Origin of the sequence: Pelagimonas sp. KU-00592-HH (assembly GCF_040369695.1) — a bacterium.
Classification (GTDB): Bacteria; Pseudomonadota; Alphaproteobacteria; order Rhodobacterales; family Rhodobacteraceae; genus Shimia.
This window is the reverse complement of the sequence record NZ_BAABWM010000001.1, coordinates 1,041,261-1,060,653: the sequence shown is the minus strand read 5'-3', so window position 1 is coordinate 1,060,653 and position 19,393 is coordinate 1,041,261. Positions and strand designations below refer to the sequence as shown.

Annotated in this window: 21 protein-coding genes; 11 read left to right on the top strand and 10 right to left on the bottom strand. The window is 61.0% G+C overall.

The window, feature by feature from the left end; translation table 11 throughout:
* The first annotated feature begins 94 nt into the window (after positions 1 to 94).
* The gene (gene trxC / locus ABWV42_RS05135; protein WP_255103196.1) at positions 95 to 526 is read left to right on the top strand and encodes a thioredoxin TrxC; all 432 of its coding nucleotides are present in this window, start codon (positions 95 to 97) and stop codon (positions 524 to 526) included.
* Here trxC and ABWV42_RS05130 read toward each other — a convergent pair.
* Positions 523 to 1,686: a geranylgeranyl reductase family protein gene (locus ABWV42_RS05130; protein WP_353339161.1), complete on the bottom strand. Its 1,164-nt coding sequence runs from the start codon at positions 1,684 to 1,686 to the stop codon at positions 523 to 525. The genes trxC and ABWV42_RS05130 overlap by 4 nt on opposite strands.
* Positions 1,687 to 1,759: 73 nt before the next feature.
* Here ABWV42_RS05130 and ABWV42_RS05125 point away from each other — a divergent pair, with 73 nt between their 5' ends.
* The 3 genes from ABWV42_RS05125 to ABWV42_RS05115 all read left to right on the top strand — a co-directional run bounded on the left by ABWV42_RS05125 (position 1,760) and on the right by ABWV42_RS05115 (position 3,375).
* Positions 1,760 to 2,146, top strand: a complete 387-nt coding sequence (locus tag ABWV42_RS05125; RefSeq protein WP_255103193.1) for an acyl-CoA thioesterase — start codon at positions 1,760 to 1,762, stop codon at positions 2,144 to 2,146.
* A gap of 123 nt (positions 2,147 to 2,269) precedes the next feature.
* Positions 2,270 to 2,614, top strand: coding sequence for a BrnA antitoxin family protein (locus ABWV42_RS05120; RefSeq protein WP_353339160.1), 345 nt, complete (start codon positions 2,270 to 2,272; stop codon positions 2,612 to 2,614).
* Between the two features lie 68 nt (positions 2,615 to 2,682).
* Entirely contained in the window at positions 2,683 to 3,375 is a 693-nt protein-coding gene (locus ABWV42_RS05115) for a DUF1353 domain-containing protein (RefSeq protein ID WP_353339159.1), read from the top strand.
* Positions 3,376 to 3,396: 21 nt separating this feature from the next.
* Here the strand turns inward: ABWV42_RS05115 and ABWV42_RS05110 are convergent, their stop codons facing one another.
* The 3 genes from ABWV42_RS05110 to ettA all read right to left on the bottom strand — a co-directional run bounded on the left by ABWV42_RS05110 (position 3,397) and on the right by ettA (position 6,429).
* Positions 3,397 to 3,765 carry a hypothetical protein gene (locus ABWV42_RS05110; protein WP_353339158.1) on the bottom strand — a complete coding sequence of 123 codons (369 nt, stop codon included), beginning with the start codon at positions 3,763 to 3,765 and terminating at the stop codon, positions 3,397 to 3,399.
* A 135-nt stretch (positions 3,766 to 3,900) separates the two neighbouring features.
* Positions 3,901 to 4,605, bottom strand: coding sequence for a class I SAM-dependent methyltransferase (locus ABWV42_RS05105; protein ID WP_353339157.1), 705 nt, complete (start codon positions 4,603 to 4,605; stop codon positions 3,901 to 3,903).
* Positions 4,606 to 4,761: 156 nt separating this feature from the next.
* Positions 4,762 to 6,429: an energy-dependent translational throttle protein EttA gene (gene ettA / locus ABWV42_RS05100; RefSeq protein ID WP_353339156.1), complete on the bottom strand. Its 1,668-nt coding sequence runs from the start codon at positions 6,427 to 6,429 to the stop codon at positions 4,762 to 4,764.
* A 153-nt stretch (positions 6,430 to 6,582) separates the two neighbouring features.
* Here ettA and ABWV42_RS05095 point away from each other — a divergent pair, with 153 nt between their 5' ends.
* Positions 6,583 to 7,746: a DUF4062 domain-containing protein gene (locus ABWV42_RS05095; RefSeq protein WP_353339155.1), complete on the top strand. Its 1,164-nt coding sequence runs from the start codon at positions 6,583 to 6,585 to the stop codon at positions 7,744 to 7,746.
* A 159-nt stretch (positions 7,747 to 7,905) separates the two neighbouring features.
* Here ABWV42_RS05095 and ABWV42_RS05090 read toward each other — a convergent pair whose 3' ends face one another.
* Positions 7,906 to 8,781, bottom strand: coding sequence for a bifunctional helix-turn-helix transcriptional regulator/GNAT family N-acetyltransferase (locus ABWV42_RS05090; protein WP_353339154.1), 876 nt, complete (start codon positions 8,779 to 8,781; stop codon positions 7,906 to 7,908).
* 176 nt (positions 8,782 to 8,957) lie between these two features.
* Here ABWV42_RS05090 and ABWV42_RS05085 point away from each other — a divergent pair, with 176 nt between their 5' ends.
* Positions 8,958 to 9,554: a nicotinate-nucleotide adenylyltransferase gene (locus ABWV42_RS05085; protein WP_353339153.1), complete on the top strand. Its 597-nt coding sequence runs from the start codon at positions 8,958 to 8,960 to the stop codon at positions 9,552 to 9,554.
* On the opposite strand, the gene ABWV42_RS05080 is transcribed toward ABWV42_RS05085, so the two are convergent.
* Positions 9,551 to 10,393, bottom strand: a complete 843-nt coding sequence (locus tag ABWV42_RS05080) for a DMT family transporter (protein WP_353339152.1) — start codon at positions 10,391 to 10,393, stop codon at positions 9,551 to 9,553. The two genes, ABWV42_RS05085 and ABWV42_RS05080, sit on opposite strands and share 4 nt — an antisense overlap.
* A gap of 94 nt (positions 10,394 to 10,487) precedes the next feature.
* Here ABWV42_RS05080 and dacB point away from each other — a divergent pair, with 94 nt between their 5' ends.
* A complete protein-coding gene (dacB, locus tag ABWV42_RS05075) occupies positions 10,488 to 11,975 on the top strand; it encodes a D-alanyl-D-alanine carboxypeptidase/D-alanyl-D-alanine endopeptidase (protein WP_353339151.1) in 1,488 nt (495 codons plus the stop codon).
* A gap of 123 nt (positions 11,976 to 12,098) precedes the next feature.
* On the opposite strand, the gene ABWV42_RS05070 is transcribed toward dacB, so the two are convergent.
* The 3 genes from ABWV42_RS05070 to ABWV42_RS05060 form a co-directional block, all read right to left on the bottom strand.
* On the bottom strand, positions 12,099 to 12,539 hold the full coding sequence (locus ABWV42_RS05070) for a L,D-transpeptidase (RefSeq protein ID WP_255103168.1): 441 nt from the start codon (positions 12,537 to 12,539) through the stop codon (positions 12,099 to 12,101).
* 77 nt (positions 12,540 to 12,616) lie between these two features.
* Complete coding sequence (locus ABWV42_RS05065; RefSeq protein WP_500155077.1) at positions 12,617 to 12,985, bottom strand: tellurite resistance TerB family protein; 369 nt, start codon at positions 12,983 to 12,985, stop codon at positions 12,617 to 12,619.
* Positions 12,986 to 13,106: 121 nt separating this feature from the next.
* Complete coding sequence (locus ABWV42_RS05060; RefSeq protein ID WP_353339150.1) at positions 13,107 to 13,550, bottom strand: cupin domain-containing protein; 444 nt, start codon at positions 13,548 to 13,550, stop codon at positions 13,107 to 13,109.
* 90 nt (positions 13,551 to 13,640) lie between these two features.
* On the opposite strand from ABWV42_RS05060, the gene ABWV42_RS05055 reads away from it, so the two are divergent.
* From ABWV42_RS05055 to ABWV42_RS05040, 4 genes are all read left to right on the top strand, one after another.
* Positions 13,641 to 14,543 (top strand): LysR family transcriptional regulator, encoded by a 903-nt coding sequence (locus tag ABWV42_RS05055; protein WP_353339149.1) that lies wholly within the window; start codon positions 13,641 to 13,643, stop codon positions 14,541 to 14,543.
* A gap of 123 nt (positions 14,544 to 14,666) precedes the next feature.
* Complete coding sequence (locus ABWV42_RS05050) at positions 14,667 to 16,310, top strand: lysine--tRNA ligase (protein WP_353339148.1); 1,644 nt, start codon at positions 14,667 to 14,669, stop codon at positions 16,308 to 16,310.
* Positions 16,311 to 16,406: 96 nt separating this feature from the next.
* The gene (locus ABWV42_RS05045) at positions 16,407 to 16,802 is read left to right on the top strand and encodes a DUF4864 domain-containing protein (RefSeq protein WP_353339147.1); all 396 of its coding nucleotides are present in this window, start codon (positions 16,407 to 16,409) and stop codon (positions 16,800 to 16,802) included.
* Positions 16,803 to 16,867: 65 nt separating this feature from the next.
* Positions 16,868 to 19,186, top strand: a complete 2,319-nt coding sequence (locus tag ABWV42_RS05040; protein ID WP_353339146.1) for a glycosyl hydrolase family 28-related protein — start codon at positions 16,868 to 16,870, stop codon at positions 19,184 to 19,186.
* On the opposite strand, the gene ABWV42_RS05035 is transcribed toward ABWV42_RS05040, so the two are convergent.
* Positions 19,183 to 19,326, bottom strand: a complete 144-nt coding sequence (locus ABWV42_RS05035; RefSeq protein WP_255103155.1) for a hypothetical protein — start codon at positions 19,324 to 19,326, stop codon at positions 19,183 to 19,185. The two genes, ABWV42_RS05040 and ABWV42_RS05035, sit on opposite strands and share 4 nt — an antisense overlap.
* Positions 19,327 to 19,393 lie beyond the last annotated feature (67 nt).

The window sequence follows — 19,393 nt, the reverse complement described above, 5'->3', positions numbered from 1 at the left end:
GCCGGGGATTTCCCCGGCCCTTTTTTCATGGGGTTCACATTGGGAGTGTTGCGCTTATATATGGAAAACAGAATATAAATGCGGGAAGTCGAATATGAGCGGAAAGAAGCTGACATGTCTTGAATGCGGGCAGGTGAACCGCGTGCCGGAAGAGCGCCTGAGCGCCGGGCCGAAGTGCGGTACCTGTGGTGCCAAGTTGATGGGCGGCAAGGTGGCCGAGGTGGACCTTGCCACGTTGCAGAAAGCCGCGCGCAACGACGATGTGCCGCTGGTCGTGGATTTCTGGGCGCCGTGGTGCGGCCCCTGCCGCCAGATGGCCCCGCAATTCAGCCAGGCGGCGCAAACCCTTTCGGGGGATGTGCGGCTTGTGAAGCTGAACACCGAGGAACATCCGCAGGCGGGCGCGAAATTTCGCATCCGGGGCATTCCTACCATGGCGGCCTTTGCAAAAGGTAAAGAGCAGGCACGCCAGTCGGGCGCGATGCCGGCCCCGGCCATCGTGAAGTGGATCAAACAGGCAGTCTAGCGCCGGAACCGGTTGACGATATAGCGCGGCAGGCGGCGCAGCACGGCGCCTGCGAGGGCCGGGTATTCGACCTCGCCCGCGAGCAACTGCATGTATTGCATCCGCACCGTGCCCGAGCGGCGGAAGGTGTTGGTAAACGCCGTTTGCCAGCGCGGCGCAAAGATGATCCGGCGCAGGGTGCGGGCGATTTTCAGGTTACGGTGGATGTCTTTCAGACTGCGCTGGTAGCGCGGCAGCGCGGTTTCTGGCGCATCTTCGGACAGGGCATCAAAGGCGGCCTGCGCGGCGAGCTGGCCGCTTTTCATGGCAAAGGCGATGCCCTCGCCGGTGATCGGATCGACCAGCCCTGCCGCGTCACCGGCAAGCAGGATATGGCCCCGCCCCGGCACCGGCCGGAAATCCCCGAAGGGCAGGTAATGCCCCTTGTAGCGGGTGCGGTCGGGATCGAGGTTCAGGGTGTCGAGATAGGCCGCGAAGTGACCCTTCATATCGGGGTTCGGATGTAACAGTCCGCCAACCCCCACGGTAGTGGAGCCCTGTTTCGGGAAGGACCAGCCATAGCCCCATGTCGCGGCGGCAAAGTCGATGCGCAGGGGCTGATCCTCGGGGGATTGTTCGGTGGTTGATGCTTCAATTTCGAGGCCGAAACCGATGGTGTCCTTGTCAAAGGGCGCGCCGAACAGGTGGCGGGCCGTGATGGAATTCACCCCGTCCGCGCCAATCAGAACGCAGGCAGTTACCGTGTGGCCGTCCCGAAAAGTGACCGTGTTATCCGTAAGTTGCGCGATCGGCTGACCCGTCAGATCCACGGCTCCCGCGTCGATGGCGTGCTGATAAAGCGTGGCATCAAGGTCGACGCGCATGGTGAGGTTGAAGGGCGGGACGTCGGTCAGGGTGGCGAGGCAGGTGCCGTCGTGGAAAAAGCTGATCTCGTCGCGGGTGACGGCCTTGGACGGATCGAAATCCTGGCCGAAAATCTCGCGATAGTAGGTGCGGCTGCGGCCGGTGAACAGGCCGCCGCAAAGCTTGTTGCGGGGGAAGCGGGCCTTGTCGATCAGGCCGACGCGCGCGCCCTGTTTCGCGGCCCAACAGGCGGCGGCGCTGCCGGCGGGGCCGGCACCGATTACGAGAATGTCAAAGCTGTCCTGATCTTGAGACATGCGTGCTTCTACCAGCTTTCATGCGCTTTGCCATCGGGTTAGGGTGGGGCCAGCGAAAAAAGGAAGCCAGCCGATGACCGACGAGAAAAAACCCAGTGGCGAAGCGACGTTACGCGTTGCGGCGATGCCCGCCGACGTGAACGTGAACGGTGATATTTTCGGCGGTTGGGTGCTGGCGCAGATGGATATTGCCAGCGGAATCGTCGCCGCCGGGCGTGCCAGAGGGCGGGTGACAACCGTGGCCGTGGATGCGATGAAATTCATCCGTCCCGTCGGGATCGGGGATGTGCTCTGCGTCTGGGCCTGGGTGGAACGGGTGGGACGGTCTTCGATGGCCATCCGCATCGAAGCCTGGGCAGACCGGTTCCGTTCGGACAAGACCGAGAAGGTGACGGAAGCGGTGTTCACCTATGTGGCCATCGACGAAGACGGCAAGCCGCGGCCGGTGCCGGAGGCCTGAAAATCCACGTCGGTATTGCGTCGGTATTCCGGCTGTATCGCGGAGGTGCGCCGCGCGGTGCGGTTCTGGCGTGTTAACCCCGCTCTGCGAGGGTGTGATCTGCCTGATGGAAGGAGATCACGGATGACAGGACAACGGGGAACCCGCGCGCAGCGGCTGGCGCGGGAAAAGCTGATCCAGAGTTTGCAATACCTGCAACGGGATTATGCCGTCGGACCTGCGGTGCGCGACGAGGTGCCGGATGCCTGGCACACGCTCGAGCTTGATATTGACGTGGAAGAGCCGAAGGAAAAGATCACGCTCTACCTTGATCAGTCGGTGGCGCGGATGTTCCGGGCGATGGGCAAGGGATACCAGGCGCGGATCAACTGGTTGCTGCGGACATGGGTGCAGATGAAGATCGCGGGCGAGTTGGAGATCGACCGGGTGCTGGAGGCGCGGATCGCGGACATGGCGGGAGAGTTGTAGGCCCTCGGACGCGACGCCGGATTATGCTAGGGTGGGGTATTCATTGTATTAAGAAAGCGGATTTTCCCATGCGATTTCTCATGTCCTGTCTCGTGCTGCTGGCGCTCTCGGCCTGTGGCTATGTCAATTACAAGGATCTGAAGGCGGGGTCCTTCTCTGGCGCGGTTCATGTCTACTGGGTCGGCGAGAACAACACTGCCTTTGGTGACGGCAATTTTGTCTATGTCCCGGTGCGCGGGCAGGAGCTTACCTTTACCCGGACCCGCGCCAACGGTGAGGTGCAGGTGATCCGGCCCGAGCCGTTTTACACCGATGGCGGGTCGGTCCCGAAACCGGTTCAGTCGATCGGCGGCATGTCGGCCTGGGGCTATGCTCCGGCCTATATCATTCATGACTGGCTGTTCGTGGCCCGCAAATGCGTGAATGACGGCAAGCAGCCTACGGTCCATGAGGTCGAGATCGTCGGCGACATGAGCTTTCAGGAAAGCGCGGACATCATGGGCGAGACCATCAAGACCCTGATCGAGAGCAACCGTGTCAAGCGGCGCGAACTGTCTCCGGTGGCGATTTCCTGGGCGACGGCAGGGCCGGTGTCGCGCAACCTCTGGAACGAAGAGACCTGCGTGCGCTTGCACCCCACACACCTTGCGAACATCCAGCACCTGATCGGCGACGGCAGGCTGGCGGGTATTCAGGCGCGTTCGAAACGTAACGAACGCACGGGTGGGCCGCAGCTCGTGGGCACCATCAGTTTCGACTGACATGGTGCCCGGTGCCAGCGGTTAGCGGCGGAACAATGATTGGATCAGGGTGGTCAGCGTGGCCGCGAGGGTGATCATGGTGGCGTGCCAGCCAAGGAACCAGCGCTGGCCTGCGGCGGCGTCTTCGGCATAGGAGACGGCAAAGCCGTGCTGGCCGTTCTTGGCGACCCAGAAGGCGGCGGCCGTGGCCAGCGCGAAGATGGCGAGACGGATCAGCGGTTTGACGGGCAGGAGCGCGGCGAGGCTGGCGGCAAGGATGCCGATGGGGGCGCCGTAAAGGACAACCTGCATCGACCACCACGGGTGGGCGCCGAAATCTTTCGGGAGGTTCAATTGCCAGACCACGGCCATCAGGACGGCGGTAACAAGGGCGGGGATCAGGATACGCATGGGCTCTCCTTGGGGCTTTGGGCGTGTTGGGAGAGATGTGGGGTGCCCGTCGCGCGGTGAAAGGTTTGTTTCAACGTGGTGGCGGGGATGTGAGGGGGCAGGGTCACTCCGAAACGAAGGGGGGCCGGATGCCGTTCAGCCCTCGGCGACATTGCGGAAGATGCTGACGCCGGTGATCCAGGCGATTTCCTCGAAGCCTTTGACTTCGTAGCCCGAGGCCTGGAACACGAGGATATAGACATCGCGCGGGGCGTCCTTGAGGGAGGCCTGAATGCGGGCAAGGGCGGCGTCGAAGTAGGCGCTGCTGAAGGGGTTGAAGAAGTAGAAGACGGTCGCGCATTCGGGGGGCTGGAACAGGGCGGCGTTTTCTTCGAGCACGGTGCAGGTGGTGTCTGGAAACTTGCGCGCGGTGCGGGCCAGATTGCCACGACATTGCTGGGCGAGGCTTGGGGAGAGTTCGATGCCGGTGGCCTTTGCGAAGCCTTCGGCCTGGGCGAGGATCATGACCAGACCGGCGCCAGAGCCGTAATCGACAAGGTGGTGGTTCGAGAACGGGCCGGTTTCCGTCTCGAGCCAGCGCAGCGCCTGTGTCAGGCAATGCGGCGGGGTCGGGCGGTAGCGTTCCGATTGCGACTGTGCGGTCTTGTCGGTGAAGTCGAGGTTGGCCTTTTCGATCCGCTGTCGGGTGCTGACGCCGTGACGCCAGTCGAAGGTCCATTCGCTGAGCACGTGGCGCAGCAGTTCGCGATAGGAGCGCAGGCCAAGGTTGACACGGGCCGAGTGGGCTTCGCCGGGGGCAATGAGGGACAGCAGGGTGAAACGCGCGGGCGGGAAGTGCATGAAAGGGCTAGGGTCGAAATCGCTTGGTTGGTGGGGGCTTTGGGGAAGGGTAGAGGCTCGGTTGCGGGGGAGCAATGGAAATTGCCAGCAGGGCCTTTTGAGGGGCAGGTTCCCTCAGAAACGAAAAGGGGCCGGATAATCCGGCCCCTGTCGTGTTCAGCGGGTGAACTTCTTGTGCTTGAGGCGCGTGGGCTCGAGCGCGTCGGGGCCGAGGCGGCGTTTCTTGTCTTCTTCGTAGTCTTCGAAGTTGCCCTCGAACCATTCCACGTGGGCGTCGCCTTCGAAGGCGAGGATGTGGGTACAGATCCGGTCGAGGAAGAAACGGTCGTGCGAGATGACCACGGCGCAGCCGGCGAAATCGACCAGCGCATCTTCCAGTGCCCGCAGGGTTTCAACGTCGAGGTCGTTGGTCGGTTCGTCGAGCAGCAGGACGTTGCCGCCTTCTTTCAGCAGGCGGGCCATGTGCACGCGGTTGCGTTCACCGCCCGACAGGAGGCTCAGCTTCTTCTGCTGGTCGCCGCCCTTGAAGTTGAAGGAAGAGCAATAGGCGCGGGAGTTCACCTGTGCGTCACCCAATTCGATGATCTCGGCGCCGCCCGAGATGGCTTCCCAAACGGTGTCGCCATCGTTGAGGTCATCGCGCGACTGGTCGACATAGGACAGCTGCACGGTGTCGCCGTAGGTTACCGCGCCGCTGTCGGGCTGTTCCTGGCCGGTGAGCATCTTAAAGAGGGTCGATTTACCGGCGCCGTTCGGGCCGATCACGCCGACGATGCCACCCGGCGGCAGCGAGAAGGTGAGATCTTCGATCAGTTGCTTGTCGCCGTAGTGTTTGGCGATGTTCTCGACCTCGATCACCTTCGAGCCCAGACGCGGGCCGTTGGGGATGACGATCTGGGCGCGGGTGATTTTCTCGCGCTCGGATTGCGAGGCCAGTTCGTTATAGGCGTTGATCCGGGCTTTCTGTTTGGCCTGGCGGGCTTTCTGGCCCTGACGCATCCATTCGAGTTCGCGTTCCAGCGTCTTCTGCTTGGACTTGTCCTCGCGGGCTTCCTGTTCGAGACGCTTGGCCTTTTGCTCCAGCCACGCGGAATAGTTGCCCTCGTAGGGGATGCCGCGGCCGCGGTCGAGTTCGAGGATCCAGCCGGTGATGTCATCCAGGAAGTAACGGTCGTGGGTGACGCAGAGGATGGTGCCCTTGTAGTCGATCAGGTGCTGTTGCAGCCAGGCGATGGTCTCGGCATCGAGGTGGTTGGTCGGTTCGTCGAGCAGAAGCATGTCGGGCGCTTCCAGGAGCAGCTTGCAGAGCGCGACGCGGCGGCGTTCACCACCGGAGAGTTTCGAGACATCGGCATCGTCCGGCGGGCAGCGCAGGGCTTCCATCGAGACGTCGATCTGGGCGTCGAGATCCCAGAGGTTCTCGGAGTCGATGGCATCCTGAAGGGTGGTCATCTCTTCCATCAGCTCGTCGGTATAGTTCTCGGCCATCTCGACGGCGATCTGGTTGAAACGGTCGACCTTGGCCTTTTTCTCGGCCACGCCCAGCATGACGTTTTCGCGCACGCTCAGGCTCTCGTCGAGTTTCGGCTCCTGCGGGAGGTAGCCAACCTTGGCCCCCTCGGCGGCCCAGGCCTCGCCGGTGAAATCCTTGTCGAGACCGGCCATGATCTTCATCAGGGTCGATTTACCGGCGCCGTTCACGCCGACCACACCGATCTTCACGCCGGGCAGGAAGGAGAGGTGGATGTTCTCAAAGCATTTCTTGCCGCCGGGATAGGTCTTGGAGACCCCCTGCATGTGATAGACGTACTGATAGGATGCCATGTGGACACTCCGAACTTGATGGGAATCTGTCGCGCAATTTCGCGTTAGCAGGGGTGATAGCGGATGGGGGGGGCGGGGGCAATGGAGGTTGCAGAACGACGATGTAGAGTTATAAGTTGAGTGACTGTTTTTATGTTATTCTTAGGAGGTAGTGTGCCTGAAAAAATTCTGAAAATTCGAGTGCTTCTTTCTTCTCCGGGCAACCTTGAAAATGACCGCGAAACTATCAAGGAAGTTGTGGAACAAATAAACCAAGATACTGGAGCAAGGGCGGGTTTTTTTATAGATCTAATTCGATGGGAAACCCATACTTGGCCTGCAGCAGGAGCGTATGCTCAGGGGGTGATTAATGAGCAGTTTCCCAAAGATATTGATGTCTTTTTTGGTATGATGGGGTCGTATTTTGGGACGCCTACTAAAGAGTGGGAGTCCGGCACAGAGGAAGAGTTTCGAATTGCATACAAGAGTTGGAAACAAACTGGCAGTCCTGAGATTATGTTTTATTTTTCTGACTTTGCTTCAGGACTTTCTAAAATTGATCCGACACAGCTACAGAAAGTTGCAGATTTCCGAAAAGAAATAGGCGAATTGGGGGTGAAATACGAGACCTACCAAGACACAGCCCGACTTCAAATTGTTGTTAGGCGACACATCGGGAGCGTGGTGGATCAAATTCTCCAAGGAACCGGCAAGGAAAGCCTAGAGAGCGTAGCGCAAGACCAATCTTACGATATTTTGAGGAACTTTCATCAGCTATTGGAAACTAATCCCAAAATAGCTCAAGACGAACAAGCGCGAGCTGCTTCGCACCACATGAATGAACACAACAAGTTATTGGTTGAGCTAACAAAAAGTGCTTCAGCGTTGACAAAGCAGCTCAGTAAGGCAGCAAATCGGCTGACTAGCGCGCATAGGACAAACAATGTTCAGGAAATGGAGACGGCGGCCCAAATTGCTATTACTGCTTTAGATCGTTACAAAGGAGCGCTAATTGATTTTATTCCAACCTTGGAAGAGAGAATGCGATCTTCTTTGGTTTCCTTCCAAAGGTGTTTGGAAATTGTATATTCTTCAGGACTGCAGAGCGAACTTCCATTGGATGCGGCTCTCATACCTTTGTCAGAGCTGAAGTCAGCTTACATTTGCGCACGCGATACAACCGCAGATATGACATGTGGGTTGCAAGAAATTGACTATGGGAGCGGAGATTTGGGTATCCAGAAGGCTTGCATTATCTCTCTCCATCAAGACCTACTGGCCTATTTTGATCGCTCGATTTCATTGATGGATGAGTTTCATAAGTACGTGCCACAATAGATCGCTATAACGGAGGTTGAGCTCTTACCAATAATGAGCAATTTGTTTTCAAGTTGAATTGATGAATAGAGTCAGTTCAGCTTATGATTTTCTTTTCGCAGCGAATAACTCTTCAAAACAATCCCACGCCACCCCTAACCTGGGTAGGCAGGGGGGCCGTTAGAGGTGCTTTTCGAAGAAATGCGTGGGGTAGGGGTCGTCGTTGAAGCGGTCGATCTGGTGCCAGCCGGTTGTCTCGTAGAGGCGGATGGCCTCGGGCAGGGCGGCGTTGGTGTCGAGGCGCAGGGTGGTGATGCCGAGGCTGCGGGCCTTGTCTTCGGCGGCGTCCATCAGGCGGCGTGCGAGGCCGAGGCCGCGGGAGGCGGGGGAGACCCAGAGGCGTTTGATTTCGGCGTATCCCTTGTCGGTGCCTTTGAGGCCGACGCAGCCAAGCGGCAGCCCGTCGGAGGTGGCGACAAGGAAGCTGCCGCGCGGGGCCATCATGTCGGCGGCTTCGGGATCGGCCGAGAGGTTTACGTCGAACCCGGTGTCAAAGCGGCGGCCAAGTTCGGCGTAGTATTCTTCGAGACAGTAGACCGCATCGCGGCTTTGCGGGTCGCATTCTTCCAGCGTGATCGCCTGAGCGGTGAGGGCCGAGGCGACAAGGTCCATCGCCGCCAGAAGGGTTTCGGGCTTGGGGTGGCGGGCAAGCAGGGCGTGGGCCTGCTGGTCGGAGAGGGTGTTGTAGGCGTGATATTCGGCAAGGCCCGCCGTGGTCAGGGTGGCGATGCGGCGGCGGGCATCTTCGGGATGGGGCGCAAGGGTGACGAGGCCTTCGTCCTGAAGGCCGCGCAGGGTGCGGCTGAGCAGGGTCTTGTCGAGGTTCAGATAGGCGCGGATGCTGTCGAGGTCGCGGCCCTCGGGGCCGATGGAATGAAGGACGCGGGCGGTGCCCAGCGGGCGGCCACGGCCAAGGAAGGATTGGTCAAGCACGCCGGTTTCGCGGGTCACGGCGCGATTGAAACGGCGGATGCGGGCGATGGGGTCGAGGGACATTGGTTGCCTTGTGTCAACTGTTTTAATTTACCTATGTCAACTATATGGGGGCGTCAAGAGGGCGGGTTTTGCCTGATGGCGGTGGCGGCGCACTGTGTTCCCAATGCCTGCGGGTCTTGGCCGGAGTTGCCTAAGTCCTTGTTGTGTGTCGCAAAGGGGCGCAGTACATCAGGGGGATGAGCGCGGCGAGCAGATATCGGAAGGTCACGGTTGGCCTGTTGGGGGGATCGTTTGATCCGGCCCACGGCGGCCACGTGCATATCACACTTGAGGCCATGAAGCGGTTCGGGCTGGATCGGGTGTGGTGGCTGGTCAGTCCCGGCAACCCGTTGAAGGCACAAGGGCCGGCGGCGCTGGATCGGCGGATGGCGGCGGCGCGGCAGGTGATGCGGCATCCGCGCGTCGAGGTGAGCGATTTCGAGGCGCGGGCGGGCACGCGGTATACGGCGGAAACCCTGCGGGCCTTGCAGGCGGCGCATCCGGGGGTGCGGTTTGTCTGGCTCATGGGGGCGGACAACCTTGCGCAGTTTCACCTCTGGAAGGACTGGCAGGAGATCATGGAGCGGGTGTCCGTAGGGGTGCTGGCGCGGCCCGGAGACCGGGTTGAGGCGCGGACAGCGAAGGCGGCGCAGGTCTATCGTCATGCGCGGCTGCGGGCTTCGCAAAGCCATCTGTTGGCGCAGGCCGAGGCCCCGGCCTGGTGTTTCGTCAACGTACCGATGCTGGACGTGAGTTCGACCGATATTCGGGCGCGCGGGGGCTGGGTGCGCTAGGCACGGGCAGCGCGCTGGCCGAGGACGGCCGAGGCGAGACCGGCGCCGATGATCAGGACCAGACCGGCGATGGTGAGCAGGTCAGGCAGGTCGTGGAAAACCGCCCAGCCAAGGGCCGTGGCGGCGATCAGCTGAAAATAGACATAAGGCGCGAGGGACGAGGCGGTGGCGCGCTGGTAGGCGTAGAGCAGGAGCAGGTTGCCGCCCGCCGAAAAGGCCGCGCTGGCCAGCGAAAGACCCGCGATTGCCGGAGTGAGTGCGGGCGTCATGTGCCAGCAAAACGGGGTCATCATCACCGCGCTGAGGAAGAGTTGCGTGAAGAACAGGCTGCCGGGGCGACCGAGCGGGGCCAGCCAACGTGAGGATGTCAGGAAGGCGCCATAGCAGCAGCCCGCGAGGGCCGCGAAGGCCAGGCCGGGCGAGGCATCAAAGCCGGGGCGCACAACCAGCAGGACACCGATGAAGCCAAGCGCCATAAGGGCGCTGCGCATCGGTGTGACCGCTTCGCGCAGCAGGACGGCGGAGAGCACATAGCTTAGGATCGGGCCGACGAAGAAGGCGGCAAAGACATTGGCGACGGGGGCCGTTGTCAGGGCGATCTGGATGAAGGTGATGCCGCCGGTCAGGAACAGGGCGCGCAGCCAGATGCGCCAGTCTTTCATCAGGCGGAAGGTATCGGGGCGCAGGAAGGGCAGGGCCATGAGCGTGCCGAGCACGAAGCGGGACCAGGCCACGAAGAACGGCGAGGCCTCGTGCACATTGGTCAGAAGCTTGCCCGCGGTGTCGCCTGCGGGGATCATCGACATGGCGATGAACATGATGATGAGGGCTTGCCACATGAGCCGGCCATAGCATGTTGTTTCACGGCTGGGAAACGCAATGTTGAGCAGGTTGCATATGGACCTGCGGCGGGCGGCGTCATAGTGTCGGATCATGGTTAAGGCATTTACACGCAGGGCATTTCTGGCAACGGGCCTGGCGGGGCTGGGCTCGTCGGTTCTGGCTGCGCCAGTGACACAGTCGCTGCGTCCCAAATTGCGTCCCGAAAGCCTGCGCCAGCGGGTTGCGCCCGGGGTCGAGGCGCTGATCAAACAGGCCGGTTTGCGCGGACAATTGAGCCTTTCGGTGGTGGATGTCGGCAGTGGCCGGGTGCTGGAAGGCTATCGCGCGGGGAGTGCCATGCCGCCGGCCAGTGTCGCCAAGGCGCTGACCGCGCTTTATGCGCTGGACACGCTGGGGGCGGGATACCGGTTTCCTACGTTCCTGAAACGTACGGGGCCTGTGGAGAACGGGGTTCTGAAGGGTGATCTTGTGCTTGAGGGCGGGGGTGATCCGACGCTGGACACGGATGCGCTTGCCTGGATGGCGGCAGAGTTGAAAAAGGCGGGTATTCGCGAGGTTTCGGGGCGGTTTCTTGTGTATGGCGGGACCATGCCGAAGATCGCGCGGATTGATCCGGGGCAGCCGGAACATGCCGGTTATAACCCGACGATTTCCGGGCTTTGCCTCAACTACAACCGGGTGCATTTCGAATGGAAGCGCGCCAACAACGGGTACAGTGTGGCGATGGACGCACGGTCGCGGAATTACCGCCCGGACGTGAGTATCGCCAAGATGCGCGTCGTGAAGCGGCAATTGCCGGTTTACACATATGAAAGCAAGGGCGGCACGGATCACTGGACGGTGGCGCAGGGGGCGCTGGGCAAGGGGGGCGCACGGTGGTTGCCGGTGCGGGTGCCCGAGGCCTATGCGGGGGATGTGTTTCGCACGCTGGCGCGGGCGCATGGCATCGTGTTGAAAAAGGCCAAGGTGGTGCAGCAGGCGCCGTCGGGCGTTGTTCTGGTCACCCACAAGAGTGCGCCGCTGAGCGAGGTGCTGCGCGGGATGCTGAAGTATTCCACCAACCTGACCGCAGAGATGGTGGGGATCGCGGCGACACAGCTACGCGGCGTGGCGGTGCGCAGCCTGAAGCAGTCGGCGCAGGAGATGAACCGCTGGGCGGCGCAGTCGCTGGGGATGCAGGGGGCGGCGCTGGTTGATCATTCCGGCCTTGGTGCGGCCTCGCGGATGCGGGCGGATGCGCTGGCGCAGGCCTTGTCGGGCGTGGCGCAGCATGAGGTGCTGGGGCCAATCCTGAAGAATATCAAGCTGAAGGACCGCAAGGGCAACCTGCGCAAGAACACGGCGACGCGGGTGGTGGCCAAGACCGGCACGCTGAACTTTGTGAGCGGGCTTGCGGGGTATGTGACGCTGGCGGATGGGCGGGTGCTGGCCTTTGCGATCTTCTCGGCGGACAAGAAGGCGCGGGCGGCGATTGCGGCCAATGACAGGGAGCGGCCCAAGGGCGCGCGGGCGTGGAACCGCAAGGCGAAGTCGGTTCAGCAGAGGCTGATCGAGCGTTGGGAAGGGTTTTATTCCTAAGATGTATTGCCCGGCACGGCCGGGCTGCGCCTGCCTGCCCCCCGGCAGGCGCATTTGCGCCTACCCAGGCAGGCGCAGCCCTCAACGTTTTAAGTGAGTGAGGATGCACCCAAAGCGGCGGTGCTATTCCGTGATCGTGACGGTCATGTTCTCCATGCCCACCTTCTTGGTGAGGTCAAAGAGGATCTTGGCGTTGTCCGGGTGCAGGCGGATGCAGCCAGCGGAGGCGGGGCGGCCGAGGCGGGAAATCTGGTCGGTGCCGTGGATCGCGTAGTGGCTGTGGAAGAAGATCGAGTAAGGCATCGGCGCGTTGTCGTAGAGGCTTGAGCGGTGATGCCGCGACAGGAAGTAGGCGGTATAGGTGCCGGTGGGGGTGATCTTGCCACGCCGCGCGGTGGAGACAATCCAGGTGTATTTCTTGCGCCCGTTGATGAAGATCGTGACCTGTTGGTCAGACTTGTCGACGCGGGCCTCGATGGTGCGCGGGGCCGAAGTGAAGGCATAAGCGACCGCAGGTAGGGTGAGGCCGCTGGCAAGAATGAGTGTCAGTAAGAATGTACGCATGGATGTCCGAAAATTGCTTGGACACCCATGGTTGCATGAAGTGGGGCATTTTCAAAAAGAAAAACGCCCACGCATGTTTAGACGATGTGGCGTGCGCGGGCGCCGCGTTCGATGGCGGCGGCGTGCAGGCGGTCGATGTTCAGCTCGTAGCGGATTTCTTCCAGCAGGCGCAGTTCTGTCTCAGCCAGAGAGCCGTCGGCTGCGGCCACGTCACAGGCCAGCGCGTAAGCGGTTTCATACAGGCGTTCGGGCAGGGCTTCGTGGACAAGACCGAAGAGGGCAGCGAGGCCGTCTTCCTGTTCGAAGAGATCAAAGACGATCTGCGACACGGTTTTCAGGCGGTCGATGTCATAGTCGGCGAAGATCGGCAGGTTGTTCACGGCCGACTGGATCTTGACCAGCTCGACGGTGCGGATGTTTTCGTCCGAGGCAGAGACGGCGACCATCACGGCAACGAGGCTGTCTTGCGGGCTGAGCGGGTTGGGAATGTCCTGGGGCAAACGCTGCGATCCTTCGTACTTGGGTTGTTCCTAGAATAAGGATGCAGGTTTGCCCCAGCAAGGGGGATCAGGCCGAGAAACGGTAGGTGATGCCGGCAAAGCTTGGTTCGGCGAAGCCATAGGCAAAGCGCAGACCGTTGGGGCCGGCGACTGTGCCGTGTTCGGCGTCGCCGGGAACATAGATGGCAACGCCCGGTGCGATCTCGTGCGGGGTGCCGTCGATGGTGACGATGCCCGAGCCTTCGAGGCCGAAGTAGAACTCGGCGGGGTCATGGCGGTGCGGCTCAAGGGTGCCGTGGGGTTCGAATTCCGCGATGCCAAGGACGAATTCCTTGGGCGCATCGGCGTTGCCATTGATCAGGGTGCGCCAGCGGACCGAACCATAGGCCGGATCAGTGCCACCTTCGAGGGGGACCTGCGCGGCGTTGATGGCGAAGGCGGTGCTGCTGGGTTCGGTCGGGATGTTGTCGGCAACGAGATCGAGGGTCTCGGGGGCGGTTTGCGCGGTCATGATGTCCTCCTGCTGTTGTGGCCATCTAGGAGGGTTTGACGAGTCGCGGCAATGCGCTAAAGGTGTATTGTAATATACGCTGAGGTTATGATGTCTGTGCGCCTTCCTGCCTTTTCCGGGCTCACCGCCTTTTATGCCGCCGTGCGTCACGGGACGTTGACGGGGGCGGCGCGTGAGCTGAATGTTTCGCAACCGGCGATTTCGCGGCGGATTGCGGCGCTGGAAGAGGATCTGGGGTGTCCCCTGTTTGATCGCAGCCGCAAGCCCGTGCAATTGACGCAGCAGGGCAGGGACTTGGCCCATGTCCTGCGCGGAAGTTTCGGACAGATCGAGACGGTGGTTGAGCGTATCCGCAAGGGCCGGGACCAGGGTGTTGTGACTGTCACGGCGCCGTCGGGTTTTGTCGGGTCGTGGCTTATTCCCAAGCTGGCAGAGCTTGAGGCGGCCTTTCCCGAGGTGACCATTCGCATCATAAGCCAAGAGTATGGTGATCCCGAGCGCCCCGGCGATGTTTCGGTGCGCTTTGGTCTGCCGGATGCAGGTGTTGCGGGCGAGGCGCGGGTTCTTGGCAACGGGGTGTTTCCGGTGGCCAGCCCGCTGTACCTGCAAAGGCGGGGTGTTGCGCCGGATGTGGCATCGTTTGACGGCATGACCCTTTTGACGATGGAGAGTGCGCGGCGACACTGGCATGACTGGCCGAGCTGGTTCCAGTCGCAGGGGCTGGAGGTGCCGCGGGATGTGCGGCTGCTGGACTTCAATTCCTATGCGATGGTGGTGAACGCGGCGCTTGCGGCACAGGGGGTCTGTCTGTGCTGGTCGGGCTTGCTTGGAGATTTCCTCGAAAGCGGCGCAATGCTGCGTTTGGGTCAGGCACAGGCGCATTCGGCGCGGGGGTATTACGTGGCGGCCAGGGACGGATTGGCGGCGCGGGCCGAAGTGCGGGCGGTGTTTGAGTGGATCACGGAACGCGGGGCAGAGGAGGCCGTGGCGTGAGGGCGGGAAAATTGCCCTGAAAAGCGTTTGTTTTGCGTGTAAATATTGACCATGCTGCACTGGCACAATAGGAAGCCGCGGTTGGCATACATGGGGTAGGCCGACCGACGATTGGAGAACAACATGTCTGAACTGCGCGACGCTGCAATGACCTCGAAAGCCTGGCCCTTTGAAGAAGCGCGCCGGCTTCTCAAACGGTATGCGAAGGGCGCGCCGGAAAAGGGCTATGTTCTGTTCGAAACCGGCTATGGGCCGTCGGGCCTGCCGCATATCGGCACCTTTGGCGAGGTTGCCCGCACCACGATGATCAAGACCGCCTTTGAGGCGATTTCGGACATTCCGACCAAGCTGATCTGTTTCTCGGATGACCTTGACGGGATGCGCAAGGTGCCGTCGAACGTGCCGAACCCCGAAAAGCTTGAGGCATATCTGCAGATGCCGCTGACCTCGGTGCCGGATCCGTTTGGCACCCATGACAGCTTTGGCGAGCACAACAACGCGATGCTGCGCCGGTTCCTTGATACTTTTGGCTTCGAGTATGAATTCTACTCGGCGCGAGAGTTCTATAAGTCGGGGCAGTTCGACGAGGTGCTGAAACGCGCGGTCGACAACTATGATGCGATTATGAAGATCATGCTGAAGTCGCTGCGCGAAGAGCGGGCGGCGACCTATTCGATCTTCCTGCCGCTGCATCCGGAAACCGGCCGCGTGCTGTATGTGCCGATGAAAAAGGTCTGCGCCGAGACCTATACCGTCACCTTCGATGACGAAGACGGCAAGGAATGGACTGTGCCGGTGACGGGCGGCAATGTGAAATTGCAGTGGAAGCCGGACTTTGGCGCCCGCTGGGCCGCGCTTGGCGTGGATTTCGAGATGTATGGCAAGGAACACGCCACCAACGAGAAGATCTATGACGCGATCTGTCGTGCGCTGGGTGGCCGTCAGCCCGAGCACTTCTCGTATGAGCTTTTCCTGGATGAGAACGGGCAGAAGATTTCGAAATCGTCGGGCAACGGTGTGTCGATTGACGAATGGCTGACCTATGCCTCGACCGAGAGCCTTGCCTATTTCATGTATCAGAAGCCGAAGACGGCCAAGCGGATGCATTTCGACGTGATCCCCAAGGCGGTGGACGAATACCACCAGCAGCTGCGGGCCTATCACGGGCAGGACATCAAGGGGCAGCTGAACAACCCGGTGTGGCATATCCACGGCGGTGATGTTCCGCAGTCGGACATGGTGGTGCCGTTCTCGATGCTGCTGAATATCGCCAGCGTGTCAAATGCCGAGGACAAGGAAACCCTTTGGGGCTTTATCAACAAGTATGCGCCGGATGCGACCGCTGACACCCATCCGGGTCTGGATGCGGCAGCAGGTTTTGCCGTGCGGTATTTCCACGATTTCGTGAAGCCCGCGAAGGTGTATCGCGCGCCGACCGAACAGGAACGCAAGGCGCTTCAGGAACTGGCGGATGCGCTGAAATCGGAAGAGGCGGCGCTGGCGGCGATTGCGGCCAAGAACGCGATGATGGGTAATGACGATGCCCTGCCCGAGGCGGATTTCGAAAGCGAGGAGTTCCTGCAATCCGTGGTCTTCGCGATTGGCAAGACCAACGAATTCGAACCGCTGCGTGCGTGGTTCTCGGCGATCTACGAGGTGCTTCTGGGCGCGTCGCAAGGGCCGCGTTTCGGTGGCTTTATCGCGCTTTATGGCGTGAACGAGACCATCGCGCTGATCGAGAAGGCATTGGCCGGCGATCTGGTCTGATCAGATTGGCCCTGCCCTTTGGGTGGGGCCTTTTCCCTTGAAAATTGACGCGCGCCGGCGTGGCGCTAGCTTTCTCCCGATAGGGAGGAAACAGTCATGCGTGTATGGATGTCAGGGTTTATCCTTGCATGGGCGCCGGTGGTTGCCGTGGCAGAGGCCAGTATCGAGGACGTGATCGGCGCCCAGATGTCGGCGTTTCAGCAGGACGATTTTGTCGGCGCATTTGCCTATGCCAGTCCGACAATCCAGGGGATTTTTGGCGGGCCGGATCGCTTTGGCGAGATGGTGCGGCAGGGGTATCCGATGGTCTGGCGGCCGGAAGATGTGCGCTATCTTGAGCGGCGCGAAATTGCCGGACGGGTGTGGCAGCGGGTGATGGTGCGCGATACCAAGGGCGTGCTGCACATGCTGGATTACCAGATGGTGCAGGTAGATGGCATGTGGCGCATCAATGCGGTACAGCTTTTGCAGATGCCGGGGGCGGGGGCCTGAACAGGCACCGTCACGGTGGGGTCGGGGGGCGTTAAACCCGGCCTGATACTTCCCTTTCCAAAGTGATGAGCCCGTGGGCGGGCGGCAAGGAAAGGGAAATCATGAACAAGGCGATTACCGATGGCGTGCTGCTGATGCCGCCTGCGTTTGCGGATGGGCTGGACGTGTGGTCGAGCGGCGATGGCACGCCGGGATCGGATACCTATGACGGTGCGGTCAATGCGGCGCTGGTGCCGTCGGATGCGGATTTTGGCGGCTGTCTGGAGCTGGTGAAGACCGAGGCCACCCAGAAGCTGCGCCATATGGGGCAGACGCCGATCCTGCCGGGGTGTTACCTTCAGGTCAAAGCGCGCGTGAAGGCCGTTTCGGGGGCACTACCGGATGTGCGGATCGCGGCATGGGCCGGCAATGGCAGCAATGCCCATGTCGGCGGCCTTGTCGAGGTTGGTCCGGATGTGTCGATCACCTCCTATGGCGATATTGTCGAGGTGAGCGCGATCATTGGCGGCGGTGCGCGTGGTGGCGTGGACATGGTCTGGGGCGATGAAGTGGTCTATGCCCATGTCGGCCTTGACCTGACCGGCGCGATTGGCGGCGTGGTGCGTATCGACGATCTCGAGGTTATCGACATTACCAGCGCCTATCTGCGGGACATGATGGATTGGGTCGACGTGCGCGATTTCGGCGCCGTGGGAGATGGCGTGACAGATGACTCGGCGGCCTTTGCCGCGGCCAACGATGCCGCGGACGGGCGCGAGGTGCTGGTGTCGGAGGGGACGTATTTCCTTGATGCGGACATGACATTCACCACGCCGGTGCGCTTTGTCGGCACGGTGACGATGCCGACGGACAAGCTGTTCGGGCTGACCAAGAACTTTGACTACCAGAGTTATTTCGATGCCTTCGGGAATGAGCGGCTGGCGTTTGAGAAGGCGTTCCAGTCGTTGCTGAACAATGCCGATCACGAGTCGCTTGATCTTGGTGGGCGGCGGATCACCATCGACGGGCCGATGGATATGCAGGCCGTCGTGCCCAATCGCACGCAATATGCGCAGCGCCGGGTGATCCGGAACGGGCAGTTCTATGTGACCGGCGATACGGTGTGGGACCCGGAGGTTGTGACCTCGACAGCGACTTACAACGCGTCGAACAGCAAGACTCTGAGCAACGTGACGAACGTGGCGAATATTCCGGTGGGATCGCTGGTCACGGGCAACGGGGTGGGGCGCGAAATCTATGTGCGTTCCAAGAACGAGGCGGCGCAGGAAGTCACCTTGTCCCAGCCGCTGTTTGATGCCGAAGGGGTGCAGACCTATACCTTCACGCGGTTCAAATACGTGATGGATTTCAGTGGCTTTGACAAGATTCAGTCCTTCGAGGTTGAGGGGATCGAGTTCTTGTGCAACTCGAAGGCCAGTGGCATCCTTCTGGCACCCTCGGGGCTTTTGTTCCATGTGCGCAACTGCCATTTCACACGGCCCGCGCATCGCGGGATCACCAGCCATGGTGGCGGGTGCCAGGGTCTTTTGGTGGATCATTGCAATTTTAACACGGCGGAGGGCGGCACGCGGGCGCAGGACCGTCAGAGCGTGGCGATCAACAGCAATTCGAATGATGTGAAGCTGCGCAGCAACCGTGCCAGCCAGTTCCGCCATTTCGCGGTGATCGGCGGGACCAATGCAACGGTGATCGGCAACCACTTTTTCCAGGGCGATGGCGAGACCGGCGGTGTGCGCACGGCGGGTCTTTTGATCGCGGTGTCGCATCCGATCCTGACGTTTGACGGCAACTATGTCGACAATTGCAGTATTGAATGGACCAATGAATACAGCGCTGTGCCGAGCTTCAATGGCGGTTTCTCGTTCAGCTCGCTAAGCGTGACCGACAGCGTGTTCCTGTCGGGCGACGTGGCCCCCTGGACCGGGTTCATCGTGATCAAGCCGCATGGCAGCGGGCATTACCTTGGCGGGCTGACCGTGACAGGGAACAAGTTCCGGTCGGTGCATGGTGCCGTGGACCGGGTGGATCAGGTGGACACGACCTTCGCCGATCTCGACAAGACCAAGGGCAAGCATGTGCTGTTCGAGGGGAACTCGTTTCACGCGATCACCACTCCGGTTCACAATCCGGTGCTGATCGAGCATGACCAGAACAGCCACGCGAGCACCTGGGTTGTCGAGACGGAAGGACGGCTGCCGTTTGGCTGGCGGGCGCGGGCTGTCGAGGCGGTGGTGATGAAGGGCAAGATCAAGAACACGTCGAACGTGACCGAATACACGATGCCCTATGTGTCGGTGGAAGAGGGCAGCGACGGGTCGGACGTGCACCTGAACTGGGAAAAATCGGTGAAGGGAACCGTGTGGACCAAGATCCGGATGGACTAGCGCCAGAAAGCGAGCCACTCGATCAGGTCGGCGAGTTTGCGGGCGAGGAAGAGCGAAACCTGCCCGTTCAGAAAGACCAAATCGTAGCCAAGGGCTGCGAAGATCACGAGAGCCAGGAACACGGCGATCGGGTTGGTCATAATGAAAGCGCCTCCGGATGCTTTCGAGCAGATATGCCCGAGAGTGTCCGGAGGCGCAAGTTTCAGT

What these genes read in the sequence shown, in the direction of transcription:
- trxC (WP_255103196.1), top strand. Translation starts at nt 95, where the DNA reads ATGAGCGGAAAGAAGCTGACATGTCTTGAATGCGGGCAGGTGAACCGC.
- ABWV42_RS05130 (WP_353339161.1), bottom strand. Translation starts at nt 1,686, where the DNA reads ATGTCTCAAGATCAGGACAGCTTTGACATTCTCGTAATCGGTGCCGGC.
- ABWV42_RS05125 (WP_255103193.1), top strand. Translation starts at nt 1,760, where the DNA reads ATGACCGACGAGAAAAAACCCAGTGGCGAAGCGACGTTACGCGTTGCG.
- ABWV42_RS05120 (WP_353339160.1), top strand. Translation starts at nt 2,270, where the DNA reads ATGACAGGACAACGGGGAACCCGCGCGCAGCGGCTGGCGCGGGAAAAG.
- ABWV42_RS05115 (WP_353339159.1), top strand. Translation starts at nt 2,683, where the DNA reads ATGCGATTTCTCATGTCCTGTCTCGTGCTGCTGGCGCTCTCGGCCTGT.
- ABWV42_RS05110 (WP_353339158.1), bottom strand. Translation starts at nt 3,765, where the DNA reads ATGCGTATCCTGATCCCCGCCCTTGTTACCGCCGTCCTGATGGCCGTG.
- ABWV42_RS05105 (WP_353339157.1), bottom strand. Translation starts at nt 4,605, where the DNA reads ATGCACTTCCCGCCCGCGCGTTTCACCCTGCTGTCCCTCATTGCCCCC.
- ettA (WP_353339156.1), bottom strand. Translation starts at nt 6,429, where the DNA reads ATGGCATCCTATCAGTACGTCTATCACATGCAGGGGGTCTCCAAGACC.
- ABWV42_RS05090 (WP_353339154.1), bottom strand. Translation starts at nt 8,781, where the DNA reads ATGTCCCTCGACCCCATCGCCCGCATCCGCCGTTTCAATCGCGCCGTG.
- ABWV42_RS05085 (WP_353339153.1), top strand. Translation starts at nt 8,958, where the DNA reads ATGAGCGCGGCGAGCAGATATCGGAAGGTCACGGTTGGCCTGTTGGGG.
- ABWV42_RS05080 (WP_353339152.1), bottom strand. Translation starts at nt 10,393, where the DNA reads ATGTGGCAAGCCCTCATCATCATGTTCATCGCCATGTCGATGATCCCC.
- dacB (WP_353339151.1), top strand. Translation starts at nt 10,488, where the DNA reads ATGGTTAAGGCATTTACACGCAGGGCATTTCTGGCAACGGGCCTGGCG.
- ABWV42_RS05070 (WP_255103168.1), bottom strand. Translation starts at nt 12,539, where the DNA reads ATGCGTACATTCTTACTGACACTCATTCTTGCCAGCGGCCTCACCCTA.
- ABWV42_RS05065 (WP_500155077.1), bottom strand. Translation starts at nt 12,985, where the DNA reads ATGGTCGCCGTCTCTGCCTCGGACGAAAACATCCGCACCGTCGAGCTG.
- ABWV42_RS05060 (WP_353339150.1), bottom strand. Translation starts at nt 13,550, where the DNA reads ATGACCGCGCAAACCGCCCCCGAGACCCTCGATCTCGTTGCCGACAAC.
- ABWV42_RS05055 (WP_353339149.1), top strand. Translation starts at nt 13,641, where the DNA reads ATGTCTGTGCGCCTTCCTGCCTTTTCCGGGCTCACCGCCTTTTATGCC.
- ABWV42_RS05050 (WP_353339148.1), top strand. Translation starts at nt 14,667, where the DNA reads ATGTCTGAACTGCGCGACGCTGCAATGACCTCGAAAGCCTGGCCCTTT.
- ABWV42_RS05045 (WP_353339147.1), top strand. Translation starts at nt 16,407, where the DNA reads ATGCGTGTATGGATGTCAGGGTTTATCCTTGCATGGGCGCCGGTGGTT.
- ABWV42_RS05040 (WP_353339146.1), top strand. Translation starts at nt 16,868, where the DNA reads ATGAGCCCGTGGGCGGGCGGCAAGGAAAGGGAAATCATGAACAAGGCG.
- ABWV42_RS05035 (WP_255103155.1), bottom strand. Translation starts at nt 19,326, where the DNA reads ATGACCAACCCGATCGCCGTGTTCCTGGCTCTCGTGATCTTCGCAGCC.